The following is a 20,722-nucleotide window of genomic DNA, read 5'->3' as shown; positions in this document are numbered from 1 at the left end:
TTGCACCCACACATCAGCAGTGACTCCAGAATCATGCGACGTGTAGCAGTAGACATCGGCGGCACCTTCACCGATTGCTTCCTGGTCTGGGACGATCGCTATGTCGCGGCGAAGGCGCTGACCACTCATCAGAACCTGGCGCTGGGCTTCAATGAATCCCTGCGACAGGCCTACGACCTGCTCGGTCTCACGCTCGAGCAGGTCATGGCCGAAGTCGATTCGGTGCGCTACGCAACCACGCTCGGCACGAATGCGCTGATCGAGCGGCGCGGGCCGAAGGTCGGCCTGATCACCACTGCCGGATTCGAGAGCACAGTGCCACTGAGTCGCGGCCGTGGTTATGGCGAGGGCTTGCCGGAGCGATTGAAAAAAGATCTGCCGATGGCCGAGCGGCCGGATCCGATCGTGCCGATCCCGATGATCGTCGGCGTGCGCGAACGCATCGGCGAGAGCGGCGCCGTGCTGATGAGCCTGGATGAAGAAGACGTGAGCGCACAGATCCGCGCGCTGGTGGATCGTGGGGCGCAGGCGTTCGTGGTGGCGCTGGTGAACTCCGTCGTCAATCCAGTGCATGAAAAACGCGTCGAGGAGCTCATTCGCGAGGAATATCCCGAGCACATGTTGGGCGCCGCCCCGATCATCCTTTCGCACCTCGTGGTCGGGCGCAAAGGCGAATATGCGCGCACCTCCTCGGCGATCCTGGATGCATTCCTGCACCAGGCCATGTATCTCGGGCTGTCGTCGCTCGAGTTGAACCTGCGCGAGCACGGACATCGCCGACCCATGCAGGTCGTGCACAACTCCGGCGGCATGGCGCAGCTGAACTCCAGCGACGCGTTGCAAACCATTCACTCGGGGCCAGTCGCGGGCGTGCACGCGTCCGAGCACCTGGCAACCGAAGCGGGGCTCGGCGGCGTGGTCTGCACCGATATGGGCGGCACGTCGTTCGACATCGGGCTGATCGTCGAGGGCGGCGTGAAGTTCTACGACTTCAATCCCGTGATCGAGCGCTGGATGGTGAACATTCCGATGGTGCATCTGGTGACGCTCGGCGCCGGTGGCGGCTCGATCGCACGCTATGACCGGCTGCGGCGTACGGTGCTCGTCGGACCGGAGAGCGCCGGCTCCGATCCCGGACCCGCCTGCTTGAGCCGCGGTGGCCGCGAAGCAACGGTCACTGACGCAGATCTCGTGCTCGGCTACGTGCGTGCGGATCGCTACGCGAATGGAGCGATTCAACTGAGCGAGCGCCGGGCGCGTGCCGCCATCACTCGCGCCATCGGTGAACCCATGGGATTGGACGCCATCGACGCGGCGCTGGCCATCCGTTCCCGCGTCGATCACGACATGGCAAACGGCATTGCGCAGGAGCTGCGCGTGCGAGGCTATGAGCCGCGCCATTTCACAATGCTCGCTTACGGCGGGAACGGGGCGCTGCACTGCTGTGGCATCGCCAACGCAATCGGCATCGATCGTGTGCTCGTTCCTCCGTTCAGCTCCGTGTTCTCCGCTGTCGGCGCGAGCAACATGGATCAACTGCACATCCACGAGCGCTCGTTGTATCTGTCGTTCTACGACTCCAACACACGCCGGCTGTACGACGATTTCCAGAGCTTCAATGCGGTTGTCGAAGAACTGGAAGCGCGCGGACGTGACGACCTCCTGCGACAGGGTTATGCGGCAGCGGATGTCGAACATCGACTGGAGCTCGACATGCGCTATGGCAATCAGCTCGCACAGACCGCGGTCGTTGCGAGTGTGCACAGATTGCGCTCGGCCGCCGATCTGCTGGCGATCATCGAGGCGTTCTCGCGCGACTACGGCCAGCGCTACGGCGAGGGCAGCCAGGCGCCTGAAGCGGGAATACGCGTGAATACTATTCGCGTCGCCTCTTATGTGAAGACGCAGAAGCTGCGCTTCTCGAACGTGCTGCCGAGACGCGAGGATCTCAAGGCAGCACCGCCCGCGCGCGAACATTTCGACTGCTGGTTCTCCGGCCACGGTGCGATCCGCACACCTTTCTATCGACACGAGGAACTGCAGCCGGGCTCGATGGTCGCTGGCGCGGCCGTGGTCGTGTCGTCGTCGACGACGTTTCTCGTCGAGCCTGGTTGGCGCCTGACGATAGGCGAGCACGGCTGCGGTTTGTTTGAACGAATTGGGGAGCATCGTGTGCCATGAGCTCGAGCGAGAAAGTGATTGAAACTGTGATTGCAACTGAGGCGCAGGATGCGGTCGCGGGCTTTCTGCGCGATACCAGCCTGTTCCTCGGGCCCGATCCGGCGATCATGGAGCACCATGGACTCGAGCCGAGAACGGCGTTCGAAGCGCAATGCCTGGAGCGCGAGCGCGATCCGACGCGGCTGGAGACCGTGCGAGAGCGCCTGCTGGCCGGTGTGAACGAAAGCTTCGAGATGCTCGAGAGCATGGGTGCCGCGCCGGGAGCGAAGTGGGGCGACTGCGTTTCGGCCATCTTCACCGCGAGCGGTGATCTGAGTCTCGCCAGCACCGGCGGCGTGGTCATCTTCTGCAACCTCGTGCAGTACCCGATCAAGTTCATCAACAAGTACTGGGCGCAAGACCCGACGGTCGGCATTCGTCCTGGCGACGCATTCATCGTCAACGATGCGCGCTATGGCCAGGCGCACAACACCGATCAGTCGATGATGTTACCCATCTTCCACGACGGCCAGCTGATCGCGTGGGCGGGCGCGACCGTTCACGAAGGGGAGAACGGTGCCGTGGAGCCGGGCGGCATGCCTTCCGCCGCCGAGCAGATCTGGGACGAGGGGCTGAAGATGTCGCCGTTCAAGGTCGCGGAAAATTATCGACTGCGGCGCGACCTCGTGACATTCCTGCAGAACTCGATGCGCGAGCCGAAGCTGCAGTACGCCGATATGAAGGTGAAGCTGTTTGTTTGCCGGCGCGTCGAGCAGCGCGTGCGCGAGGCGATCGCGGAGTACGGCGTCGAGGCGATCGTCGCCGCGCTGCGCTCGAATCTCGAAGACACGGAAGCCGAAGTGCGCCGCCGCCTGCAAGAGTGGCCGGACGGAACCGTCCGCCATGCCTGGTGGACCGACGGCACGTTGCGCGAGAACGCGCTCATCAAGATCAACCTCGAGCTGCAGAAACGCGGCGACGAGCTGACCTTCGATTATCGAGGCTCGAGCCCGGAGTTCACCAACCGCTCCAACAACAGCCTCGATATCACCGTCAAAGGCATGCTGGCGCAGTTGTTCCTGACATTCATCTGGCCGGACCTGCCGCGCAACCAGGGTGTGCTCGCGCCGATGAAGTTCGTGTTCGACAATCCTTCGATCCTGAAGCCGGCGTTCGGCACGCCCAACGCGCAAAGCATGATGTCCGTGTTCACGGCGTGGAGCGTTGCCCAGGTCGCGACGATGAAGTTCTTGTACGGCGTGCCGGTGAAGTACACGCGCATCATGGCGCCGTGGTTCAACATGATCAACACGTTCCTGTTCGGCGGACTGACTCAGCACGGCGAAATGGTCGGCAACGTGTGCGCCGACATCAACGGCATGGGCGGCGGCGCGCTCGCCGACCGCGATGGCCAGCACTCGTGCGCGCCGATCTTCGCCACCATGGCGGACCTGGGCGAGCAGGAGTTCATGGAAGAAGAGATGCCGTTCGTGCAGCTGGTCTCGAAGAAGCTGATGCGCGACAACCAGGGATTCGGCAAGCAGCGCGGCGGTTCGGGCTACCAGATGATTCTCGCGATGCGCGACAGTCCGGCGTTCGGCTTCATGCTGACGGCGATCGGCGCGAAGTTTCCCAATATTCCGGGCTTGTTCGGCGGCTACGGCTGTCCGACCTATCCGCTCGCGCGCATTCGTGGCGTCGATGTATTCGAGATCCTCGAACGCGATCCCGGCCGCTTCCGCTATTCCATGGAAGAGTTGATGAACGAGCGGCCGTTCGAGGGGGCGCAGTACTCGACGCATCCGATGTTCATTCGCTATCAGCTCGCCCGGCGCGGGGAGTTGTACATGATCGCGCAAGGCGCGGGTGGCGGTTTCGGCGATCCGCTGGAGCGCGATCCCCGCAGCGTCGTTCGCGATTTGGAGGAGGGATTGATCTCGGCGGATGTCGCGTGGCGCATCTACCGAGTGAAATATGATCCGGCCACGTTCGTCGTCGACGAGCAGGCAACGGCCGAAGCGCGCGAGAGCCTGCGTCGTGAACGCATCGCGCAGAGCCTGCCTTTCCACGAGTTCACGAAACAATGGACGAAGCCCGGCCCGTCATCCGCGGTGCCTTACTACGGCTCGTGGCAGGACCGCTCGATGGTCTATGCGGGCAGTCCCGACCGGTATCATCCGGCAGGACAGGTCAACCCGCCCGTGATCGTGCCGAATCCGCTCGAGGTGCGCATCGCGGAGCTCGAACGCGACCTGGCGCAATTGCAGGCGGCGCGAGGCTGACGTGTCCCGCCCCGACTTGTGGATCGAGGCGCATCGCTATGGCACGCGTGTGCTCGCGCACGACCTGGAGCCGTGGCTGAAGCCCGCCGAGCTGGGATTGTTCTACCGGCAGCTCGCCGATCTGCTGAGGCCGGAGCTCATTGAGCTGCCGATTCTGCCGCCGATGCGCGCTTACCTGGCGACGACGTCCACCGACGCCGGCGATCCACAAAAAGTTGTAACTTCGATCATCGATGCGCTGAGCGAGGACACGTTCCGCCAAACGTTGACCGAGGGATTCAGCGCTGTCTGCGGTGCTGGCCTTCGCAGTCCGCTGGCGATTGCGCTGCCGGGGCCGGACGCGCTGCTCGCCGGCGTCGCGCCACACCTGATCGCCAGCGTAGAGGATGACGAACGCGACGCACTGGCGATCGTGTTGACCGATCTCGTTCGCATGCTCGCCCGCTTTTCGCTGCAGCGCCTGGTATTGCACGAAAGCTCACCTGCAGCACTCGATGCGAGCGACGTACTTCTCAACTTGACGCGCGACTACCGCATTCCTGTCACGTTGATCGCGGATCTTCCCGCCGCCAACGCGCCGTCCGTCATTGAATCGACGATGCCGGCGAGCACCGCAGCCGTGGCTTGGCAAGCCGGACGAGCCTGTCGTGTATTGAGCGAACAACTGTGGGCGTCGCCCGAGGAGATCGATCCAGCCTGCTGGCGGGATGCGCAGGTCGTGCGATTGCTGATCCCGCCGAACGTCGCCCCCGAGGTCGTCATGCGCGTTCTCGCGCATCTTCGCTGTACGCCCTGAAGGAAGTGCCCATGCTGTTTCACGATCCATTCGAATTCACAGCGCGCACACAGCCCGAGCAACTGTTCGTCGATGACGGCTCGCGAGCGCTCACGTATGCGCAAGCTGCCGCGGAGGTCGGCAGGATCGCCAACGGCATGCTTACGCTGGGCCTCGGGCCAGGCCGGCGCTTCGCCTGGCTGTCGAAGAACAGTGCCGACATGCTGCTGATGTTCCTGGCAGCCTCGCGCATCGGCGCCGTGCCGGTCCCTTTGAACTATCGGCTCGCCGCGGCGGAATGGCAGTACATCATCGAGGACGCGCAAGCCACCGTGCTGTTCGTTCATGCAGAGTATGTGCATGCCATTGAAGGCATTCGCAGCCAGTTGCCTGGCGTGTCGAGCTTCATCGCCGTGGACGACACGGCGCGGCCGCAATGGGTCGACTATCGCGCCTGGCTCGCGGCTCAGAGCGATCACTGCGCCGAGCCGGTCATCGATACACGCTCGGTGCTCTATCAGATGTACACCAGCGGCACGACCGGTCGCCCCAAGGGCGTCGTCATCACACACGGAAGTTACGCAGCCAATCTGTCTCAAGTCATGTGCATGATCGAGCGAAGGCCGGCGCGTGGCGACATCGGGCTGGTCGTCACGCCGCTGTACCACGCGGCGGCGGTGTGGATCTGCGCTTTCTGCCTCTACGGCGGCATGTCGATCATCCTGCTGCGGGAGTTCGATCCGGAGATCGTCGTCGACTCGCTGGAACGCCGCCGCGTCAACTTCACTTTTCTGGTACCGGCGATGATTCAGGCGTGTCTGACTCAGGTCGGCGACGTCGAGCGGCGCGACTGGTCGAATCTGCATATGTTGATGTACGGCGCCTCGCCGATCAGCGAGGCGACGTTGAGCCATGCGATGCAAGTGTTCGATTGTGATTTCTATCAAGCGTACGGCATGACTGAGACGACAGCGATTCTCACCCTGCTGGGCGCGGCGGATCATCGCCGGGCGTGCCAGGGCGAGGCCGGTCTGTTGCTCTCCGCCGGGCGGGCCTTGCCCGGAACGCACTTGCGTGTGACGGCACCTGGCGATGATTCGCAGTCAGAGAGCGTAGACGGACAAGTGGGAGAGATCCTGGCACGCGGGCCGCAGATGATGGCCGAGTACTGGCGCTTACCCGAGGAGACGGTGCGTACGATGCACGACGGGTGGCTGCATACCGGCGACGCGGCGAACATGGATACGAACGGTTACATCTATATCCGCGATCGCATGAAGGACATGGTGGTCAGCGGTGGCGAAAACATTTATCCACGTGAGATCGAGTTGGTCCTGCTGGCCCATCCCCACATTGCCGACGCCGCCGTCATCGGCGTTCCCAACGAACGTTACGGCGAGGCGCTGCTCGCATTCATCGTTCTGCAGCCGGAGACGACCTTGACGGTCGATGAAGTCGTCTCGTTCTGCCGCGAGCGCCTGGGTGGCTACAAAGTCCCTCGGCAGGTTCAGTTCGTGGCGGCACTGCCTCGGAATCCGACGGGCAAGGTGCTGAAGACGGTGCTGCGTGCACCATTCTGGACGGGGCGGTCGCGCGCGGTCGGATGAGAGCGGCCAGCGTTCGCGAGCGAGCGCATAGATACAATAAAATCATACACTTATCGATTTTCCGGAAGGGCTCCTGCGGCCCCGGCCGTGGTTGTAACCACCGGACGGCACCTTACCTTTCATCCGGTGCAACCCATCCATCCTTTGTATCATCTGTGCTGCGCGTCAATTTCTGAGTGCCAGTTCATGGCTTGCTGTTGACGACTCGACTGAAACTCGCTGGTCGCACGGGTTGCCTCGCCGGCTGCCGTGCAGCGTCTGCCCAACAATTCAAGAATCAACCGCGTCCTGCGCGCCAGGCCTGACGAAAAACAAGGAGCCCCGCGATGAGCAATGTCAAGTGGATGAGCAAGATCCAGCACAATCCCCCGCTGATCCACATGGTGCTGCCGGCCAGTCATGACGCAGGTGTCTATGGAGACAGCCTGACGCGGGTGGCGTCCCCGAAGCGCTTTGCCCGTACCCAGGGCTCGAACATCTATAACCAGGCCATGTCGGGCTCGCGCGTGTTCGACGTGCGCGTGTTCCTGAAGCGCATCAAGGATGAGAGCGGCAAGAGCGTCGTCGTGCCGACCATGGGCCACTTCGCCGCCGAGAAGTTCAAGTGGCCCAAGATCGGCAAGTCCACCGGCGCGTTCGGCGCGTACGGCGGATCGTTCATGACCGCGGTCAAGGACGCGGTGGCCTTCGTGAAAACCTATCAAAGCGAATTCCTGATCCTGCGCATCTCGCACACCTATTGTCCGGAGCATGTGCGCGCGGCGTTGAATGAATTCATGGCCACGGGCGACAACGCGAAATACATCTTCACCCGGTCCACGAACATTGCGACGTGCAACCTCGACCTGCTGCGCGGCAAGGTCATCATGGTGTTCGCCTCGGAGTTCCACCAGGGCTTCAGCCCGAAGGACGGCTACCTGCCGATGTACAAGTACCAGAGCGGTGGAACGATCGACAGCGGCCTGTGCTTCTGCGGCACGTATAAATCCAAGAAGGACATGAAAGACGTGCTGAAGGTGGCGCAGAAAGCGGCCGACGAACACAACAGCCATGTGAAGGATCACCTGCACTGGGTGTACTGGCAGCAGACCGGCGGCAACGTTTCCGGCAACACCAAAGCGAAGGACGGCGCGCACGCCAAGCTCGGCGACTTCATCAAGGAGATCAGGACCAAGATCGACAGGGACTCCTGGACGCTGCCGAACGTGATCGGTCACGACTTCGTCAACGAGCTGACCTGCAAGCAGATCATCGAGCTGAATCCCTACTACGGCGGCTGATCGCGCCGTCACCAACGAGGGCCTCGGCCAGCAAGTCGCAAGCGAGGCCCGTTCATCTCAATGTGAAGTGAGCTGGGAAGCGGCAAGCGCAATGCCTGCCGCCGCCGTGAGTGTCACGAGCCGAGCGACAGGAGCTTGGCATTTCCGCGGGTTCCTGGCGGATTCGGCCTCAATCCTTTTCTGCTGTGCCGGACTACGTGCTTTCGCCCGCAATCACCCTATTGCCGCCAGCGCCTGGACGCAGGCAAGCGGTTCGCTGCATGCTCGAACTTTGGTCCAGTAGGAATGCCGCTGGGTGGTACTATTCAAATCTGGAGGAGAAATGAATAGTAATTCGTCTTTGTCTCTACGAGAGCGTGGCAAGCAGCGCCGACGCGATGCGGTGCTGCAGGCCGCCGGGGAGCTGTTCGCCGAGGTCGGCTATGCGCGCACGACAATGGAGGCCATCGCCGAGCGCGCCGGTCTCGGCGTGGCCACGGTCTACAAGTATTTCGGGTCGAAAGGGGGAGTGCTCGAGCAGCTGATTCGTCCGTCGCTGGACCACGCCTACGCCGAGGCAGAGAAGGTCATTGCGGCGCCGCCGCCGGATCCGGGGAGCGCGATGGTTGCGCTTTTCGAGAAGTATCGCTACTTCCTGAACGACTGGTCGGACCGGAAACTGCTGCGACATGTGGAGATGGCGGAAGAGGACATGCCGACGCGCGTGGTGCACGAGGCGGATGCGCGCGCGCAAAAACAGATCCGCGATCTGCTGCTCGTCCTGAAAGGGCGCGGCGACCTCGATGCGGAGCTCGCGATCGATGATGCGGCCATGGTCGTGTTCTGCGTCTTCAACCAGCACTACGAATATTTCCTCACGCATGAGGATGTTCCCATCCAGCGGTTGTTCGTGGACATGGGACGCCGCATCCGCCTGCTGTTCGTTCCCTGGCGCCGCGGGCCAGGGCAAAAAAAATAGTAGATCGAAAAATACTATTGATTTCCTCTTCCCGAAACGTATAGTAATCCCCGTATTCATCTACAAATCGGGATTCGCCCGCGGACGACCAGGGCACGCATGTGTTCCCACCGCCGGGCGAACGGCCTGTTCCATCGGAACGTTGAGGGGGAAGCATGAAGAAGGGCGAATATGCCGTGGCGTGCGTGCGCTTGGCCTCGCTGATCGCCGCCATGGGATCGAGTCTGGGTATGGGCTTGGCGCAGGCGGCAGAGGGTACCAGGGCGAGCGGCCTCGAAGAGGTAATCGTCACCGCGGAACGCCGCGAGGCAAGTCTGCAGGAGGTACCGCTGGCGATCACCGCTTTCAGCGCCAATGATCTGGATCGATCGGGCCTGCAGTCGACGGTCGATCTGCAATATCGCACGCCAGGCCTCGTGTTCACGACGAATGCCGCGCTCGGCCAGCCTTACATCCGCGGCATCGGCACGGACATCGTCAACGTCGGCACGGATCCGAGCGTCGCGGTTCACGTCGACGGCATCTACCAGACTCGCGCGACCGCCTCGATTCAAGAGCTGTTCGACGTCGAGCGTGTCGAGATCGTGAAAGGTCCGCAGGGCACGTTGTACGGCCGGAACGCCACCGGCGGCGCCATCAACGCGATCAATCGCGAGCCGCAACACGAGTTCGAGGCCGCCATGGACGTGCTCTATGGCAACTACGACAAGCGGCGCATCCGGGGGATGGTGAACGCTCCCTTGGTTCAGGACCGGGTTGCGTTGCGCGTCGCCGGGTTCGCCACGCAGCGCGATGGTTACTCTCGCGACGTGTTTAAAGGTCAGGAAATCGATGACGAGGATATGTGGGCGGCGCGCGCCAAGCTTGCGCTCGAGCTTGCCGATGACGTCCACCTCGGCCTCGGCGTCGACCATATGAAGGAAGATAGCCGCCGTAATCTTGCGTCGAAGTTGAACCCGAATCTGCCGTCACCGGCGCGCGACGTGTTCGGCGCAGTCATCAGCCAGGATCCGCGCATCGTCGCGTACAACGACGAGCACTACCTGCGATTGGAGCACACGCTCGTCAGCGCGAAACTCGAATGGAAGCTCGGTGACGTCAAGTTGACGAGCCTCACGGGTTACACGGAAGCGAAAAACAGAGTCAAGCTCGACATCGACTCGACCGAGGTGGCGTTCACGCGCGATATCGAGGATGAAGACGTGCGGGCGCTCTCGCAGGAGCTCCAGCTCACAGGTGAGAACGGGGCGCTGCAGTGGTTGCTCGGAGCATTCTATCTGCATGAGAAGGCGGAGCAGCATTTACGCATCTTCTTCACGCCATTCGACGCGGACACGGACTATCCGGTGGAGAACAAGGTGGACGCGTACGCGCTCTTCGCGCAGGGCACCTACGCGTTCAGTGATGCTGTACGCTTGACGGCCGGGCTGCGTTACAGCACGGAAGAGAAAAAGGCTGTGTTCCGAAACGTCGTCACGGACCCGTTCGGGGTGCTGACCGGCGAGCCCGGTGGTGGGGTGTTCGAGAGCGAGCTCCGGCCACGCGATGACTGGAGTGCATGGACGCCGAAGATCGGGATCGACTGGGATGTGGCCGACGACGTGATGTTGTACGCAGCGGCGACGAAAGGTTTCAAGAGCGGCGGCTTCAACCTCACGGGCGCCGGTGAGCAGTTCGATCCCGAGTACATCTGGAGCTACGAGGTTGGCGTCAAGTCGACGCTGTTGGACCGCCGGCTGCGCCTGAACGCCGCGGCGTTCTACTACGACTACAGCGACCTGCAGGTGAATCGCTTCAACGAGGCCACCGGCGGTGCGACGACGAGCGTCACGAACGCCGCATCGGCGCGGGTGAATGGCCTCGAGCTGGAGGTCAACGCACTGCTGGCGGAAGGACTCGATCTCGATCTCGGCGTCGCGCTGCTCGACGCCGAATACCGCAACTTCCGCTCAGCCAATCCAGATGGCGAGAACCCATTCGTGGAAGAGGATCTATCCGGCAATACGCTGCCGCGCTCTCCGAAAGCCGTTGTCAGCGCGGGACTGCAGTACTCGCAACCGCTCGGCTCGACCGTGCTCACGCTGCGCGGCGAGGGGCGCAGGCAATCGCAAGTCTGGTTCGACCAATTCAACTCGCCGGGCGTGGAGCAGGACGCCTATACGCTGTGGAACGCATTTGTGACTTTGCGCGATGCCGACGATCGCTGGCGTGTGCAGCTGTACGGCCGCAACTTGAGCGACGAGTTGTATCGTCAGAGCGTGATCCGTGCGACCTCGATCCTGGGAACGATAGAGTTCTGGGGAGCGCCGCGGACCTACGGTATCGAGCTTGGCTGGAATTGGTAGGAGGCGCCCATGAGCGCAGCCTCGACCACCAATTTCCGTCACGCGAATCGACTGATTGTCTCCAGCGCGGCGACCGCATCGGCGGGCGTCGCATCAACCAAGGAATTCTTATGCTCGAAGACCAATTGATCGTAAAGCCGCTGCCTGCAGCCGGCATGAGCGCAGCCGCCATCAGCGAGGAGCTCGCTCGCATCGAAATGCCCGAGCCGTACGCGCACTTCACCCGCGCGTTCCGCCCTCCAGAGGATGTGCAACAGGTGGCGAAGGCCGCATTCCAGCGCTTCATGTCCGACAACGGATTCTTCTCGCTCTACCTTCCGTACATGCAGCGGATCGAGCAGGAAGTCATCGCAATGGGAGTGAGCCTGCTGCATCCGACGCCGACATCCACCGGAAATTTCACCGGCGGTGGCACCGAGAGCAACTTCTCCGGAGTGCATGCCGCGCGCGAGTGGGCAAAGGTCCATCGCCCGAACGTGCGCCGGCCGAACATTGTCGCGCCCAGGACCATCCATCCTTCGTTTCAGAAGGCTGCGCGCTATCTGGAAGTCGACGTGATCACAACGCCGATCGACGCGAACGGACGCGGCATCGCGAGCGAAATCGCTGCGGCGATCAATAGTGACACGATCATGGTCGCTGCGTCCGCGCCCACCTGGCATTACGCGAACATCGATCCGATTCCGGAAATAGCGGCGGTCGCGCGCGAGGCTGGATTGTGGATGCATGTCGACGCCTGCGTCGGTGGCTACGTATCTCCTTTCCTGGAGAAACTTGGCGTGCAGCTGACGCCATGGGACTTCCGTGTTCCGGGTGTGATGTCGATCTCCGCGGATCTCCACAAGTACGGCTACTGCCTGAAGCCGGCATCGACCATCTTTTGGCGGGAAGCGGAGCTGCAGCAGTATCACTACGTCGCCGTGGAAGATGAGTTCATAGGGACGTACAAGCTGGCGGGCTTCGCCGGGTCGCGCTCGGCAGGGCCGATCTTCGCCGCCTGGGCGGTGATGAGCTACCTGGGCGAAGAGGGCTACTTACGGCTCACGCGGCGGCTCCTCGATTTGAAAGCGCGCTTGACTGCCGGCATCAACGCCATCGAGGGATTGCAGATGTGGGACGCCGAAGTGCTGCCGCTGCAGTTCCACTCGACCAAAGTCTCGACGGCTGCGATCTACCAGGGGCTCGCCGATAAGGGCTGGCTCATGCTCGGGTTGGTGAAGCCGGCCGCGATCACGTTGCCGATCGACCCGGCGCTCACCGACGAGGCGGTGGACCAATTGCTGCGCGATGTGCGCGAAGTGACAGAGCACCTGAACAAGGTCGGCGGTGGGCCAGACGGCAACATCCGATACGCGTAGTTGCAGGGAGCGGCAAGCGAGAGTGCTTGCCGCTCCGTGCGTGTCACGAGCCGAGGGATAGCAGCTTGGCGTTGCCACCGGTCGCGACGGTGTTGACCGTCAGCGTGCGCTCGGTAGCGAAGCGGAACAGATAGTGTGGGCCGCCGGCCTTCGGACCGGTGCCGGACAGGCCCTCGCCGCCGAACGGCTGCACACCGACGACCGCACCGATCATGTTGCGGTTGATGTAGATATTGCCGACCGCGGCTTCCGCGACGATCTCCTGCCACACGCTCTCGATGCGAGTGTGAACGCCGAGCGTCAAACCGTAGCCGGCGTCGCGAATCGCCGCGAGCACATCGCGCAGCTTGTCGCGCTTGTAGCGCACGACGTGCAGGATCGGTCCGAACTCCTCGCTGGTCAGTTCCCGAGCGTCATTCAGCTCGAACATGCGCGGGGCGAAGTAGCTACCTTCGCTCTGCACTTTATCGAGCGAGCACTGCTTGAGCAGCTTGATGCCTCGCTGCAGCGCCTTCTTGCTGTAGTCCTCCAGTTTCGAGGCCGACTTGGTGTCGATCACCGGGCCGACATCGGTCGACGGTGCGGCCGGGTCGCCGATCTGCAGTTGGTCCATGCCGCCGGCGATCAGCTCGATCAGCCGGTCGGCCACATCGTCCTGCACGAACAACAATCGCAGCGCCGAGCAGCGCTGACCAGCGGAGGTGAAGGCGGAAGTGAGCACATCGTCGGCAACCTGTTCGAGCAGGGCCGATGAGTCCACGATCATCGCGTTGATGCCGCCCGTTTCTGCGATCAGCGGCACGATCGCGCCATCGCGAGCAGCGAGCGCGCGGTTGATGAATTGCGCAGTCGAGGTCGAACCGGTGAAACACACGCCGCCCAACGCCGGATGCTTGAAGGCAACTTCGCCAAACAACTTGCCGGGGGCGGGAACGAAATGCAGCACATCGTGCGGCACGCCGGCCTCGTGCAGGATGCGAACGGCGAGCGCGGCGACCAACGGCGTGGTTTCGGCAGGCTTGGCAACGACGCTGTTGCCGGCGACCAGGGCAGCAGTTACCTGGCCCAAGAAAATCGCGAGCGGGAAGTTCCAGGGGCTGATGCAAGCGAAAACACCGCGACCGCGCAAGCTCAGCTTGTTGTCTTCACCAGTCGGACCGGGCAGTGCCAGGGGTTCCGCGAAATGCTCGCGAGCCTGTGCCGCGTAGTATCGACAGAAATCTTCCGCCTCTCGGACTTCGGCGATCGCATCCGGCAGAGTCTTGCCCGCTTCTTTGACGAGCAGACGCACAAGCTGGGCGCGATGCAAGCGCAAGCCGTCCGCGGCAGCAACCAGACAAACGGCACGATGAGTTGCGCCCGCGCCGTCCCAAGCTTTGCGAGCTTGTGCCGCTTTGTCGAACGCGAGCGCAATGTCTTCGCGCGTCGCGGCACTGACGCGACCAACCAACTCGGCGCGATCCGCTGGATTTCTCACTTCTTGCGGCGGCGACTGAATGGGTCCGGCCAAGGTCGAAGGCGCGGCAAGCGGCAGCTCGCTGTCTTGCTTTTGCAGAGCTGCGATCTGCTTGGCCAGCTCCTGCGGATTGCCCCAGTCCACGCCCGCGGAATTCTCGCGCGAGTCGCCATACAGGTCTTTGGGCAGGGGAATGTTCGGATTGGTCATGCTGTCTGCCGACTGCAGGGCTGCAATCGGATCCTCCACTACAGTGTCGACGGGGACGCTTTCATTCATGAATCGGTTGACGAACGAGCTGTTCGCGCCGTTCTCGAGCAGCCGGCGCACCAGATACGACAACAGTTCCTCGTGATGACCGACCGGCGCGTAAGCGCGAACGCGCGGGAAATCCTCGATCTGCCGCTTCGCCTCGTCATGCAACAGTGCGCCCATGCCATGCAGACGTTGGAACTCGAACTTCGCACCCGGCGGACGCAGTTCCAGCACGGCGGCAAGGGTGTGAGCGTTGTGAGTGGCAAACATCGGGTAGATCACGTCGCGATGTCTGAACAGCCGCTCGGCGCACGCTAGATAGGAAACATCGGTCGAGACTTTGCGCGTGAACACCGGATATGAAGCCAGGCCGCGTTCCTGAGCGCGCTTGATTTCAGCGTCCCAGTACGCGCCCTTCACCAGGCGGATGCAGATGCGGCGCCCGGTGATGCGAGCGAGCGTGGCAACCCATTCAATGACCAGCGGTGCACGCTTGCCATACGCTTGGATGACAATGCCGAGTCCCTGCCACGACTGCGTGGTTCTGTCGCGGGCCAACGCTTCGAACACGTTCAGAGATACATCGAGCCGGTCGGCTTCTTCCGCGTCGATGGTGAATCCAACATCCGCAGCCGCGGCACGACGCGCCAGGTCCATGACGATGGGCGTCAGACGCTGCGCTACCAGGCCTTCGTGCATCTGATCGTACTTGGGTTCCAGCGCCGAGAGCTTCACCGACAAGTTGGAGCGTTCGTCGATCGGCGTGCCTTTGCGCTGCGCGCCGATGGCGTCGAGCGCTTGTTCATAAGACTTGCGATAGCGCTCCGCGTCGGCCCAGGTGCGAGCGCCTTCACCGAGCATGTCGAAGGAGCACAGCGCCAGCTCCGGCGTCTTGGCCGAGCGAGCCAGCGCCTCTTCGATGGTCCGGCCGACCACGAACTCGCCACCGATGATGCGCATGGCTTGACGAAAGGCCGTGCGCAACACAGGCGCACTGAGCCGGCGCGACAGACTCTGCACCCAGGACGTGGTTTCTTCGCGCGCCTGCTTGGGCAACTCCACCAGCTTGCCGGTCAGCATCAGACCCCAGGTGGACGCGTTCACCCAGGTCGAGTGCGATTGGCCAGCGTGCGCGGACCAGTTACCGGACGCGATCTTGTCGGCGATCAAGCGATCGGCGGTGTCGTCGTCGGGGATGCGCAGCAGCCCTTCGGCCAGGCACATCAGCGCGACGCCTTCCTCGTTGGACAGCGCGAACTGCTGCAAGAAAGAGTCGAGCAATGGACGTTCACGAGCCCGCGCCCGGGCACCGGTGACCAGCGCAGCCGCTCGGGCTCTGGCGCGGGCGCGCGCATCGATCGAGAAGCTGGAGCTTTCGAGCAACGCCTGCACGCACCTGGTTTCGTCTTGCAGCGTGGCGCTACGGATCTGCTCGCGCAGCTCTTCCAGGGAAGGGACGGCCGGGATGGCGGAGGATTGGGCGACCATGATGGGCGGTTTGGGCTTCGGGTCTTGTGCTGACCAGGACGAAAGCACTAGCGTAGAGGGTAAGACACCGTCGAAACGACTTAAAAGAGGCTTGAAAACCGTGAAATCAACTGGCTCGGGGTCGGGCCTGGCCTTGGACAAGGTCGACCAGACCATTCTCAAGCGCCTGCAGGAGGATGGCCGCATCTCCATGGCGCAGCTGGCCCGGGAGCTGCACATCAGCGTCACACCGGCCGTGGAGCGGGTGCGCCGGCTGGAAAAGCATGGCTACATCGTCGGCTATCGCGCCGAGCTTTCGCCCACCCACCTGGGCCAGAACCTGCTGGCCTATGTGCAGGTCGCCCTCGATCGAACCACGCCGGAAGTGTTCGATCGCTTCCGGACCGCCATGGAAGTGCTGGAGTTCGTGCAGGAGGCGCACATGGTGGCCGGTGGTTTCGATTACTTATTGAAGATCCGCGTGCGGGACATGAAGGAGTACCGCAACGTGCTCAGCACTCACATCGCATGTATCAAAGGAGTGCAGCAGACGCACACCTACTTCGTGATGGAAGAGGTCAAGAGCTCGAGCAAGGTGCGCGTGCCTTCGAGGTGAGGCGGACGCGGGTCTGATCAGCTGGCGCTGACGGGAAGGATCAGCTGGTTGACTTCGGGCGGGCGAGTACGACGCCCGCGAGCGCGATGCTTGTTGCTTCGGCCACGAGGCCGGTCATGGATGGCCGCGAGGGTATCGCGAGCTGCCGCCGTCGCGTCCGCAACGGACGCATAGCCGAGCATCCGAGTGAACAGGTCCGCCACCGGCGTGTGCTGGTAGCTGTGCAACTCGTAGCTGTAACCGTCCTGGTCGTAAAAAATCCGTGCGTATCCGTGCTCCGTGTGGAGCAGATCGACCAGGGTGCGCATGGCCCTCGCCAGCAGGGGTATACGAGACTCGATTGGGGTATCGAGGACTTCCATACGCCGCAGTATAGGTAGCGCTGTCACGAGGCAGGCGGGACCAGTCCGCATCCGCAGCATTTTAGGGGAACGCCTTATTCATATTTCCCCGCCATGGCCGGTGTTGAGTTGACCCCGTTGACGGATTTGTGAGCGCGGCCGAACGGCCGTGCCTTCAGGCTGTCATTCGGAGGACACGAAGGCGTATCACCGGACAGCTTCGTGGTGCTGACCTACCAGCCGCTCCAAGGCTCGACGCCGGCCGAAGGCGGTTGTATGTTGCGGGCGTGCTCGATCCGTAGCCAGTCAATGCGAATGTAAGGGCGGCCTGATGTTGATCGAAACGGCCCGATTGGGGATAGCAGCGCGTGCGTTCGTTAGTGCGGCGCTGCTCGCGATGGCCGCGTGTGCGAGCAACGAATCCCAGCCTTCGGCGCACGAGAGCAATGAAGTGATTCACGAGTTGGCAGGCACGCGCTGGGCGCTACAGCAACTCGACGGTAAGCCGGTGCAAATCAGCGAAGGCGGCCGTGAAGCCTACCTATACCTCAACTCGGCCGACGGCAGTGTGGTCGGTCACGCCGGCTGCAATCGCATCTCATCGACATACAAACAAAACGGCGCACAGATCAGTTTCGGTGATGTGATCGCCACGCGCATGTTTTGCCCGGACATGTCCACGGAGACAGCACTACTGCAAGCGCTGAAAGTCGCGGCTGGCTGGCGCATCAACGGTTCGCAGCTGGAACTGCTGGACGGCCAACAAACCACGGTCGCACGTTTCGAAGCTAGAAATCTCTAACACTCCCGTGCGTCGCGCGGCTCTGCCTTCAGGCGTCTGGGCGCTCGGCCTGGTCAGCCTGTTCATGGATGTTTCTTCGGAGATGATCCATGCCTTGTTGCCGGTGTTCGTGGTCGGCACCCTGGGCGCCGGTGCGATCTGGCTGGGCGTGATCGAAGGCGTGGCCGAAGCGACGGCCTGTATCGTCAAAGTATTCTCGGGAGCCTTGTCGGACCGATGGGGCAAGCGCAAGTCGCTGGCCTTGCTGGGTTACGGGCTCGCGGCCATCACCAAGCCGCTGTTTCCGTTGGCGGGCAGCGCCGTCACTGTGTTTGCGGCACGCTGTATCGATCGCATAGGCAAAGGAATCCGCGGCGCACCGCGCGATGCGCTGGTGGCTGACTACACGACGCCAGAACAACGCGGCGCCGCCTATGGCCTGCGACAATCGCTGGACACAGTGGGCGCGTTCGTCGGCCCCTTGCTCGCCATCGGATTGTTGGTGCTGCTTGCGAACGACGTCCGCGCCGTGTTCTGGATCGCGATCATCCCTGCGGTGATTTCAGTAGCGATTTTGTGGCTCGCGGTGAAAGAGCCCGTGCATCTGCAGCCTTCGCAGAGACGCGTGGTGGACCTGCGTCCGAAGGATCTGCCGAAGGCATTCTGGGTGATCGCAGGCATCGCGACTTTTTTCACTCTCGCGCGCTTTTCCGAAGCCTTTCTGATCCTCCGCGGTGCGGATATCGGACTGAGCATCGCGTGGACGCCGCTGGTCCTGGTGGTAATGAATGTTGCCTATATGTGCTCGGCTTATCCCGCCGGAGTTCTGGCAGACCGCATGCCGCGGCACCAGTTGTTGATGTTGGGCGCCGCCGTGCTGGTGCTGGCCAATCTGATGCTTGCCGGCGCTACCGAGACGATCGTCGTGATGCTCGGCGTTGCGCTGTGGGGGTTGCACATGGGACTGACCGAAGGCGTCTTCACCGCCATGATTGCCGACGCGGCCCCAGCGGACCTGCGCGGCACGGCGTTTGGGGTGTTCAATCTCATGCGCGGCTTGTTGCTGTTGTTGGCCAGCGTGATCGCGGGATTGATGTGGGATTACGCTGGTCCCGCCGCCACTTTCATCACAGCGGCCGTGCTCGCGGCGTTGTCGATGTTGCTGCTGATGGCATCGCGCAGTATGTTGCACGCATGACAGCCAGGGACGTTATCCAAACTCTGGGACTCGCACCCCATCCGGAAGGTGGCTGGTATCGCGAGATCTATCGATCAGCGGATCGCGTTCAGCGTGGCACCGAAACACGCAGCGCTACGACTGCGATCTACTATTTGCTGGAACACCAGCAGCTGAGTCGCTGGCACGTCGTCGATGCCGATGAGATCTGGCACTTCTACGGCGGGGCGCCGCTGGAACTGCTCTCGTATGACCCTCGCTCGCGAGAGCTGAAGCGCGAGGTGCTTCATTCAACGGCGGCGGATACCCGTCCGGTTGGCGTCATTCCCGCCGGCGTCTGGCAGGCCGCGCGCACTCTCGCCCAAGCCCCGGGCGAGTATTCGCTGGTGGGCTGTACTGTCAGCCCCGGGTTCGAGTTTGCGGGATTCCGCTTCACCATCGACCTGCCCGATCATAGCGCCCACTTTGTGGGCGATTTGTCGCAATACGCGGCGCTGTTGTAAGCCGCGAGCATGCTCCGGGGTGGATATGACCGACTCGATCTGCTCGCTCCGCCGCTGCGCCAACACCGCCTCTCGTGCGCTTTCGGTTGCGGTGGTACTGCTCGGCCTGTTCGTCGGCTGGAGCAGTCATGCCGAGGCCTTGTGGGTGAGGGCGGGCAAGCTGGTCGATGTGGAGCGAGGCCGCGTGCTCAACGACCAGGCAATTCACATCGATGGCGAGCGCATCGTCGCAGTCCAGGATTTCAAGGGTCGATCCGAGACGCCGGACCGATGGATAGATTGGTCCAATTACACGGTGCTGCCCGGCTTGATGGACATGCACACGCATCTGGTCGGCAACATCACGACCTCCGAGATCGCCACTCCCTTGTACACCTCCGGCGCCGAAGACGTACTGTTGGGAGTGGAGAATGCACGTCGAACGCTGCGGGCCGGATTCACCACGGTCCGAGATGTGGGTGCGTATCGCGCGTTCACTGATATAGCTCTGCGCAATGCCATCGACGGCGGGATCGTCGAAGGGCCGCGCATGTTCGTGGCCGGAGCCTACATCACGGTCACTGGCGGTGGCGGTGAAGTCACGGGATTGGCACCCGACGTCGTCGTTCCCGCCGAGATGCGTCGTGGCGTCGCCAATTCGGAAGCCGAGATTCGGGATCGAGTGCGGCAACTCATCGGCGGCGGCGCGACCTTCATCAAGATCATCGCGACGGGTGCGGTCCTGGCAGCCGGCACGACGCCGGGCGCCGCGGAATATTCCGAAGCGGAGATACGAGCCGCGGTCGATGAAGCGGCCCAGTATGGAATCTTCGTCACGGCGCATGCGCATGGCGCCGAAGGAATCAAACGCGCGGTTCGAGCCGGCGTGCGCTCCATCGAGCATGCGTCCTATCTCGATGATGAGGGCATCGCGCTGATGAAAAAGCACGGCACGTGGCTCGTGGCCGATATCTACAATGGCGACTATATCGAGGAAATCGGCCGGCGCGATCAGTGGAGCGAGGAGATTCTGCGCAAGAATCAAGAAACCACGCAGCGACAGCGTGATGGTTTCGCCAAGGCGGTGAAAGCAGGAGTGCGTTTCGCGTTCGGAACGGACAGCGGCGTTTATCCGCATGGCGACAACGCACGCCAGTTCGCTTACATGGTTCGCTATGGACTGATGCAGATGGAAGCGATCCGCGCCGCGACGCTTTATTCCGCTCAGTTGCTCGGCAAAGATCGAGAGATCGGTTCGATCGCTGCCGGCAAGCTCGCCGATCTCGTTGCGGTGGCAGGTGATCCACTGGCCGATATAGACGAGCTGCGCCAGGTGCGCGGTGTCATCAAGGCCGGCCGGCAGATTCGTCTGGACTAGAGCT

At 62.5% G+C, this 20,722-nt stretch carries 15 protein-coding genes; 13 read left to right on the top strand and 2 right to left on the bottom strand.

Annotated elements, in window-relative coordinates; all coding sequences use genetic code 11:
- Nucleotides 1–33: 33 nt before the first annotated feature.
- From VGE08_RS24985 to VGE08_RS24950, 8 genes are all read left to right on the top strand, one after another.
- Nucleotides 34–2,181 (top strand): hydantoinase/oxoprolinase family protein, encoded by a 2,148-nt coding sequence (locus VGE08_RS24985; RefSeq protein WP_331070657.1) that lies wholly within the window; start codon nt 34–36, stop codon nt 2,179–2,181.
- Nucleotides 2,178–4,442 carry a hydantoinase B/oxoprolinase family protein gene (locus tag VGE08_RS24980; protein ID WP_331070656.1) on the top strand — a complete coding sequence of 755 codons (2,265 nt, stop codon included), beginning with the start codon at nt 2,178–2,180 and terminating at the stop codon, nt 4,440–4,442. Before VGE08_RS24985 ends, VGE08_RS24980 begins: the two co-directional genes overlap by 4 nt.
- Before the next feature lies 1 nt (nt 4,443).
- Entirely contained in the window at nt 4,444–5,238 is a 795-nt protein-coding gene (locus tag VGE08_RS24975) for a hypothetical protein (protein WP_331070655.1), read from the top strand.
- An 11-nt stretch (nt 5,239–5,249) separates the two neighbouring features.
- Nucleotides 5,250–6,824: a long-chain-fatty-acid--CoA ligase gene (locus VGE08_RS24970; protein ID WP_331070654.1), complete on the top strand. Its 1,575-nt coding sequence runs from the start codon at nt 5,250–5,252 to the stop codon at nt 6,822–6,824.
- 326 nt (nt 6,825–7,150) lie between these two features.
- The gene (locus VGE08_RS24965; RefSeq protein WP_331070653.1) at nt 7,151–8,104 is read left to right on the top strand and encodes a hypothetical protein; all 954 of its coding nucleotides are present in this window, start codon (nt 7,151–7,153) and stop codon (nt 8,102–8,104) included.
- Between the two features lie 382 nt (nt 8,105–8,486).
- Entirely contained in the window at nt 8,487–9,062 is a 576-nt protein-coding gene (locus VGE08_RS24960) for a TetR/AcrR family transcriptional regulator (protein ID WP_331070652.1), read from the top strand.
- A gap of 155 nt (nt 9,063–9,217) precedes the next feature.
- The gene (locus VGE08_RS24955; RefSeq protein WP_331070651.1) at nt 9,218–11,407 is read left to right on the top strand and encodes a TonB-dependent receptor; all 2,190 of its coding nucleotides are present in this window, start codon (nt 9,218–9,220) and stop codon (nt 11,405–11,407) included.
- 110 nt (nt 11,408–11,517) lie between these two features.
- Nucleotides 11,518–12,765 (top strand): pyridoxal phosphate-dependent decarboxylase family protein, encoded by a 1,248-nt coding sequence (locus tag VGE08_RS24950; protein ID WP_331070650.1) that lies wholly within the window; start codon nt 11,518–11,520, stop codon nt 12,763–12,765.
- 43 nt (nt 12,766–12,808) lie between these two features.
- Here the strand turns inward: VGE08_RS24950 and putA are convergent, their stop codons facing one another.
- Complete coding sequence (gene putA, locus VGE08_RS24945; protein WP_331070649.1) at nt 12,809–15,964, bottom strand: bifunctional proline dehydrogenase/L-glutamate gamma-semialdehyde dehydrogenase PutA; 3,156 nt, start codon at nt 15,962–15,964, stop codon at nt 12,809–12,811.
- Between the two features lie 100 nt (nt 15,965–16,064).
- Here putA and VGE08_RS24940 point away from each other — a divergent pair, with 100 nt between their 5' ends.
- On the top strand, nt 16,065–16,559 hold the full coding sequence (locus VGE08_RS24940) for an Lrp/AsnC ligand binding domain-containing protein (RefSeq protein WP_331070648.1): 495 nt from the start codon (nt 16,065–16,067) through the stop codon (nt 16,557–16,559).
- Nucleotides 16,560–16,576: 17 nt separating this feature from the next.
- Here VGE08_RS24940 and VGE08_RS24935 read toward each other — a convergent pair whose 3' ends face one another.
- Nucleotides 16,577–16,867, bottom strand: a complete 291-nt coding sequence (locus VGE08_RS24935) for a hypothetical protein (RefSeq protein WP_331070647.1) — start codon at nt 16,865–16,867, stop codon at nt 16,577–16,579.
- Between the two features lie 364 nt (nt 16,868–17,231).
- Between VGE08_RS24935 and VGE08_RS24930 the strand changes: the two genes are divergently transcribed.
- The 4 genes from VGE08_RS24930 to VGE08_RS24915 are packed head-to-tail and all read left to right on the top strand — an operon-like array spanning nt 17,232 to nt 20,718.
- Nucleotides 17,232–17,702: an META domain-containing protein gene (locus tag VGE08_RS24930; RefSeq protein WP_331070646.1), complete on the top strand. Its 471-nt coding sequence runs from the start codon at nt 17,232–17,234 to the stop codon at nt 17,700–17,702.
- A gap of 7 nt (nt 17,703–17,709) precedes the next feature.
- Nucleotides 17,710–18,879, top strand: a complete 1,170-nt coding sequence (locus tag VGE08_RS24925; RefSeq protein ID WP_331070645.1) for an MFS transporter — start codon at nt 17,710–17,712, stop codon at nt 18,877–18,879.
- On the top strand, nt 18,876–19,361 hold the full coding sequence (locus VGE08_RS24920; protein ID WP_331070644.1) for a cupin domain-containing protein: 486 nt from the start codon (nt 18,876–18,878) through the stop codon (nt 19,359–19,361). The genes VGE08_RS24925 and VGE08_RS24920 overlap by 4 nt, the downstream gene beginning before the upstream one ends.
- A 25-nt stretch (nt 19,362–19,386) precedes the next feature.
- Entirely contained in the window at nt 19,387–20,718 is a 1,332-nt protein-coding gene (locus VGE08_RS24915; RefSeq protein WP_331070643.1) for an amidohydrolase family protein, read from the top strand.
- Nucleotides 20,719–20,722: the final 4 nt, after the last annotated feature.

This window comes from Steroidobacter sp. (genome assembly GCF_036406195.1).
Classification (GTDB): domain Bacteria; phylum Pseudomonadota; class Gammaproteobacteria; order Steroidobacterales; family Steroidobacteraceae; genus Steroidobacter.
Note: the sequence above shows the minus strand (reverse complement) of the source record. Positions and strands in the feature narration are given on the sequence as shown.

Coding starts and splice junctions, on each gene's coding strand:
- VGE08_RS24965 (WP_331070653.1), top strand. CDS start 7,151: ATGAGCAATGTCAAGTGGATGAGCAAGATCCAGCACAATCCCCCGCTG.
- VGE08_RS24950 (WP_331070650.1), top strand. CDS start 11,518: ATGCTCGAAGACCAATTGATCGTAAAGCCGCTGCCTGCAGCCGGCATG.
- VGE08_RS24930 (WP_331070646.1), top strand. CDS start 17,232: ATGTTGATCGAAACGGCCCGATTGGGGATAGCAGCGCGTGCGTTCGTT.
- putA (WP_331070649.1), bottom strand. CDS start 15,964: ATGGTCGCCCAATCCTCCGCCATCCCGGCCGTCCCTTCCCTGGAAGAG.
- VGE08_RS24985 (WP_331070657.1), top strand. CDS start 34: ATGCGACGTGTAGCAGTAGACATCGGCGGCACCTTCACCGATTGCTTC.
- VGE08_RS24935 (WP_331070647.1), bottom strand. CDS start 16,867: ATGCGCACCCTGGTCGATCTGCTCCACACGGAGCACGGATACGCACGG.
- VGE08_RS24980 (WP_331070656.1), top strand. CDS start 2,178: ATGAGCTCGAGCGAGAAAGTGATTGAAACTGTGATTGCAACTGAGGCG.
- VGE08_RS24920 (WP_331070644.1), top strand. CDS start 18,876: ATGACAGCCAGGGACGTTATCCAAACTCTGGGACTCGCACCCCATCCG.
- VGE08_RS24915 (WP_331070643.1), top strand. CDS start 19,387: ATGACCGACTCGATCTGCTCGCTCCGCCGCTGCGCCAACACCGCCTCT.
- VGE08_RS24970 (WP_331070654.1), top strand. CDS start 5,250: ATGCTGTTTCACGATCCATTCGAATTCACAGCGCGCACACAGCCCGAG.
- VGE08_RS24955 (WP_331070651.1), top strand. CDS start 9,218: ATGAAGAAGGGCGAATATGCCGTGGCGTGCGTGCGCTTGGCCTCGCTG.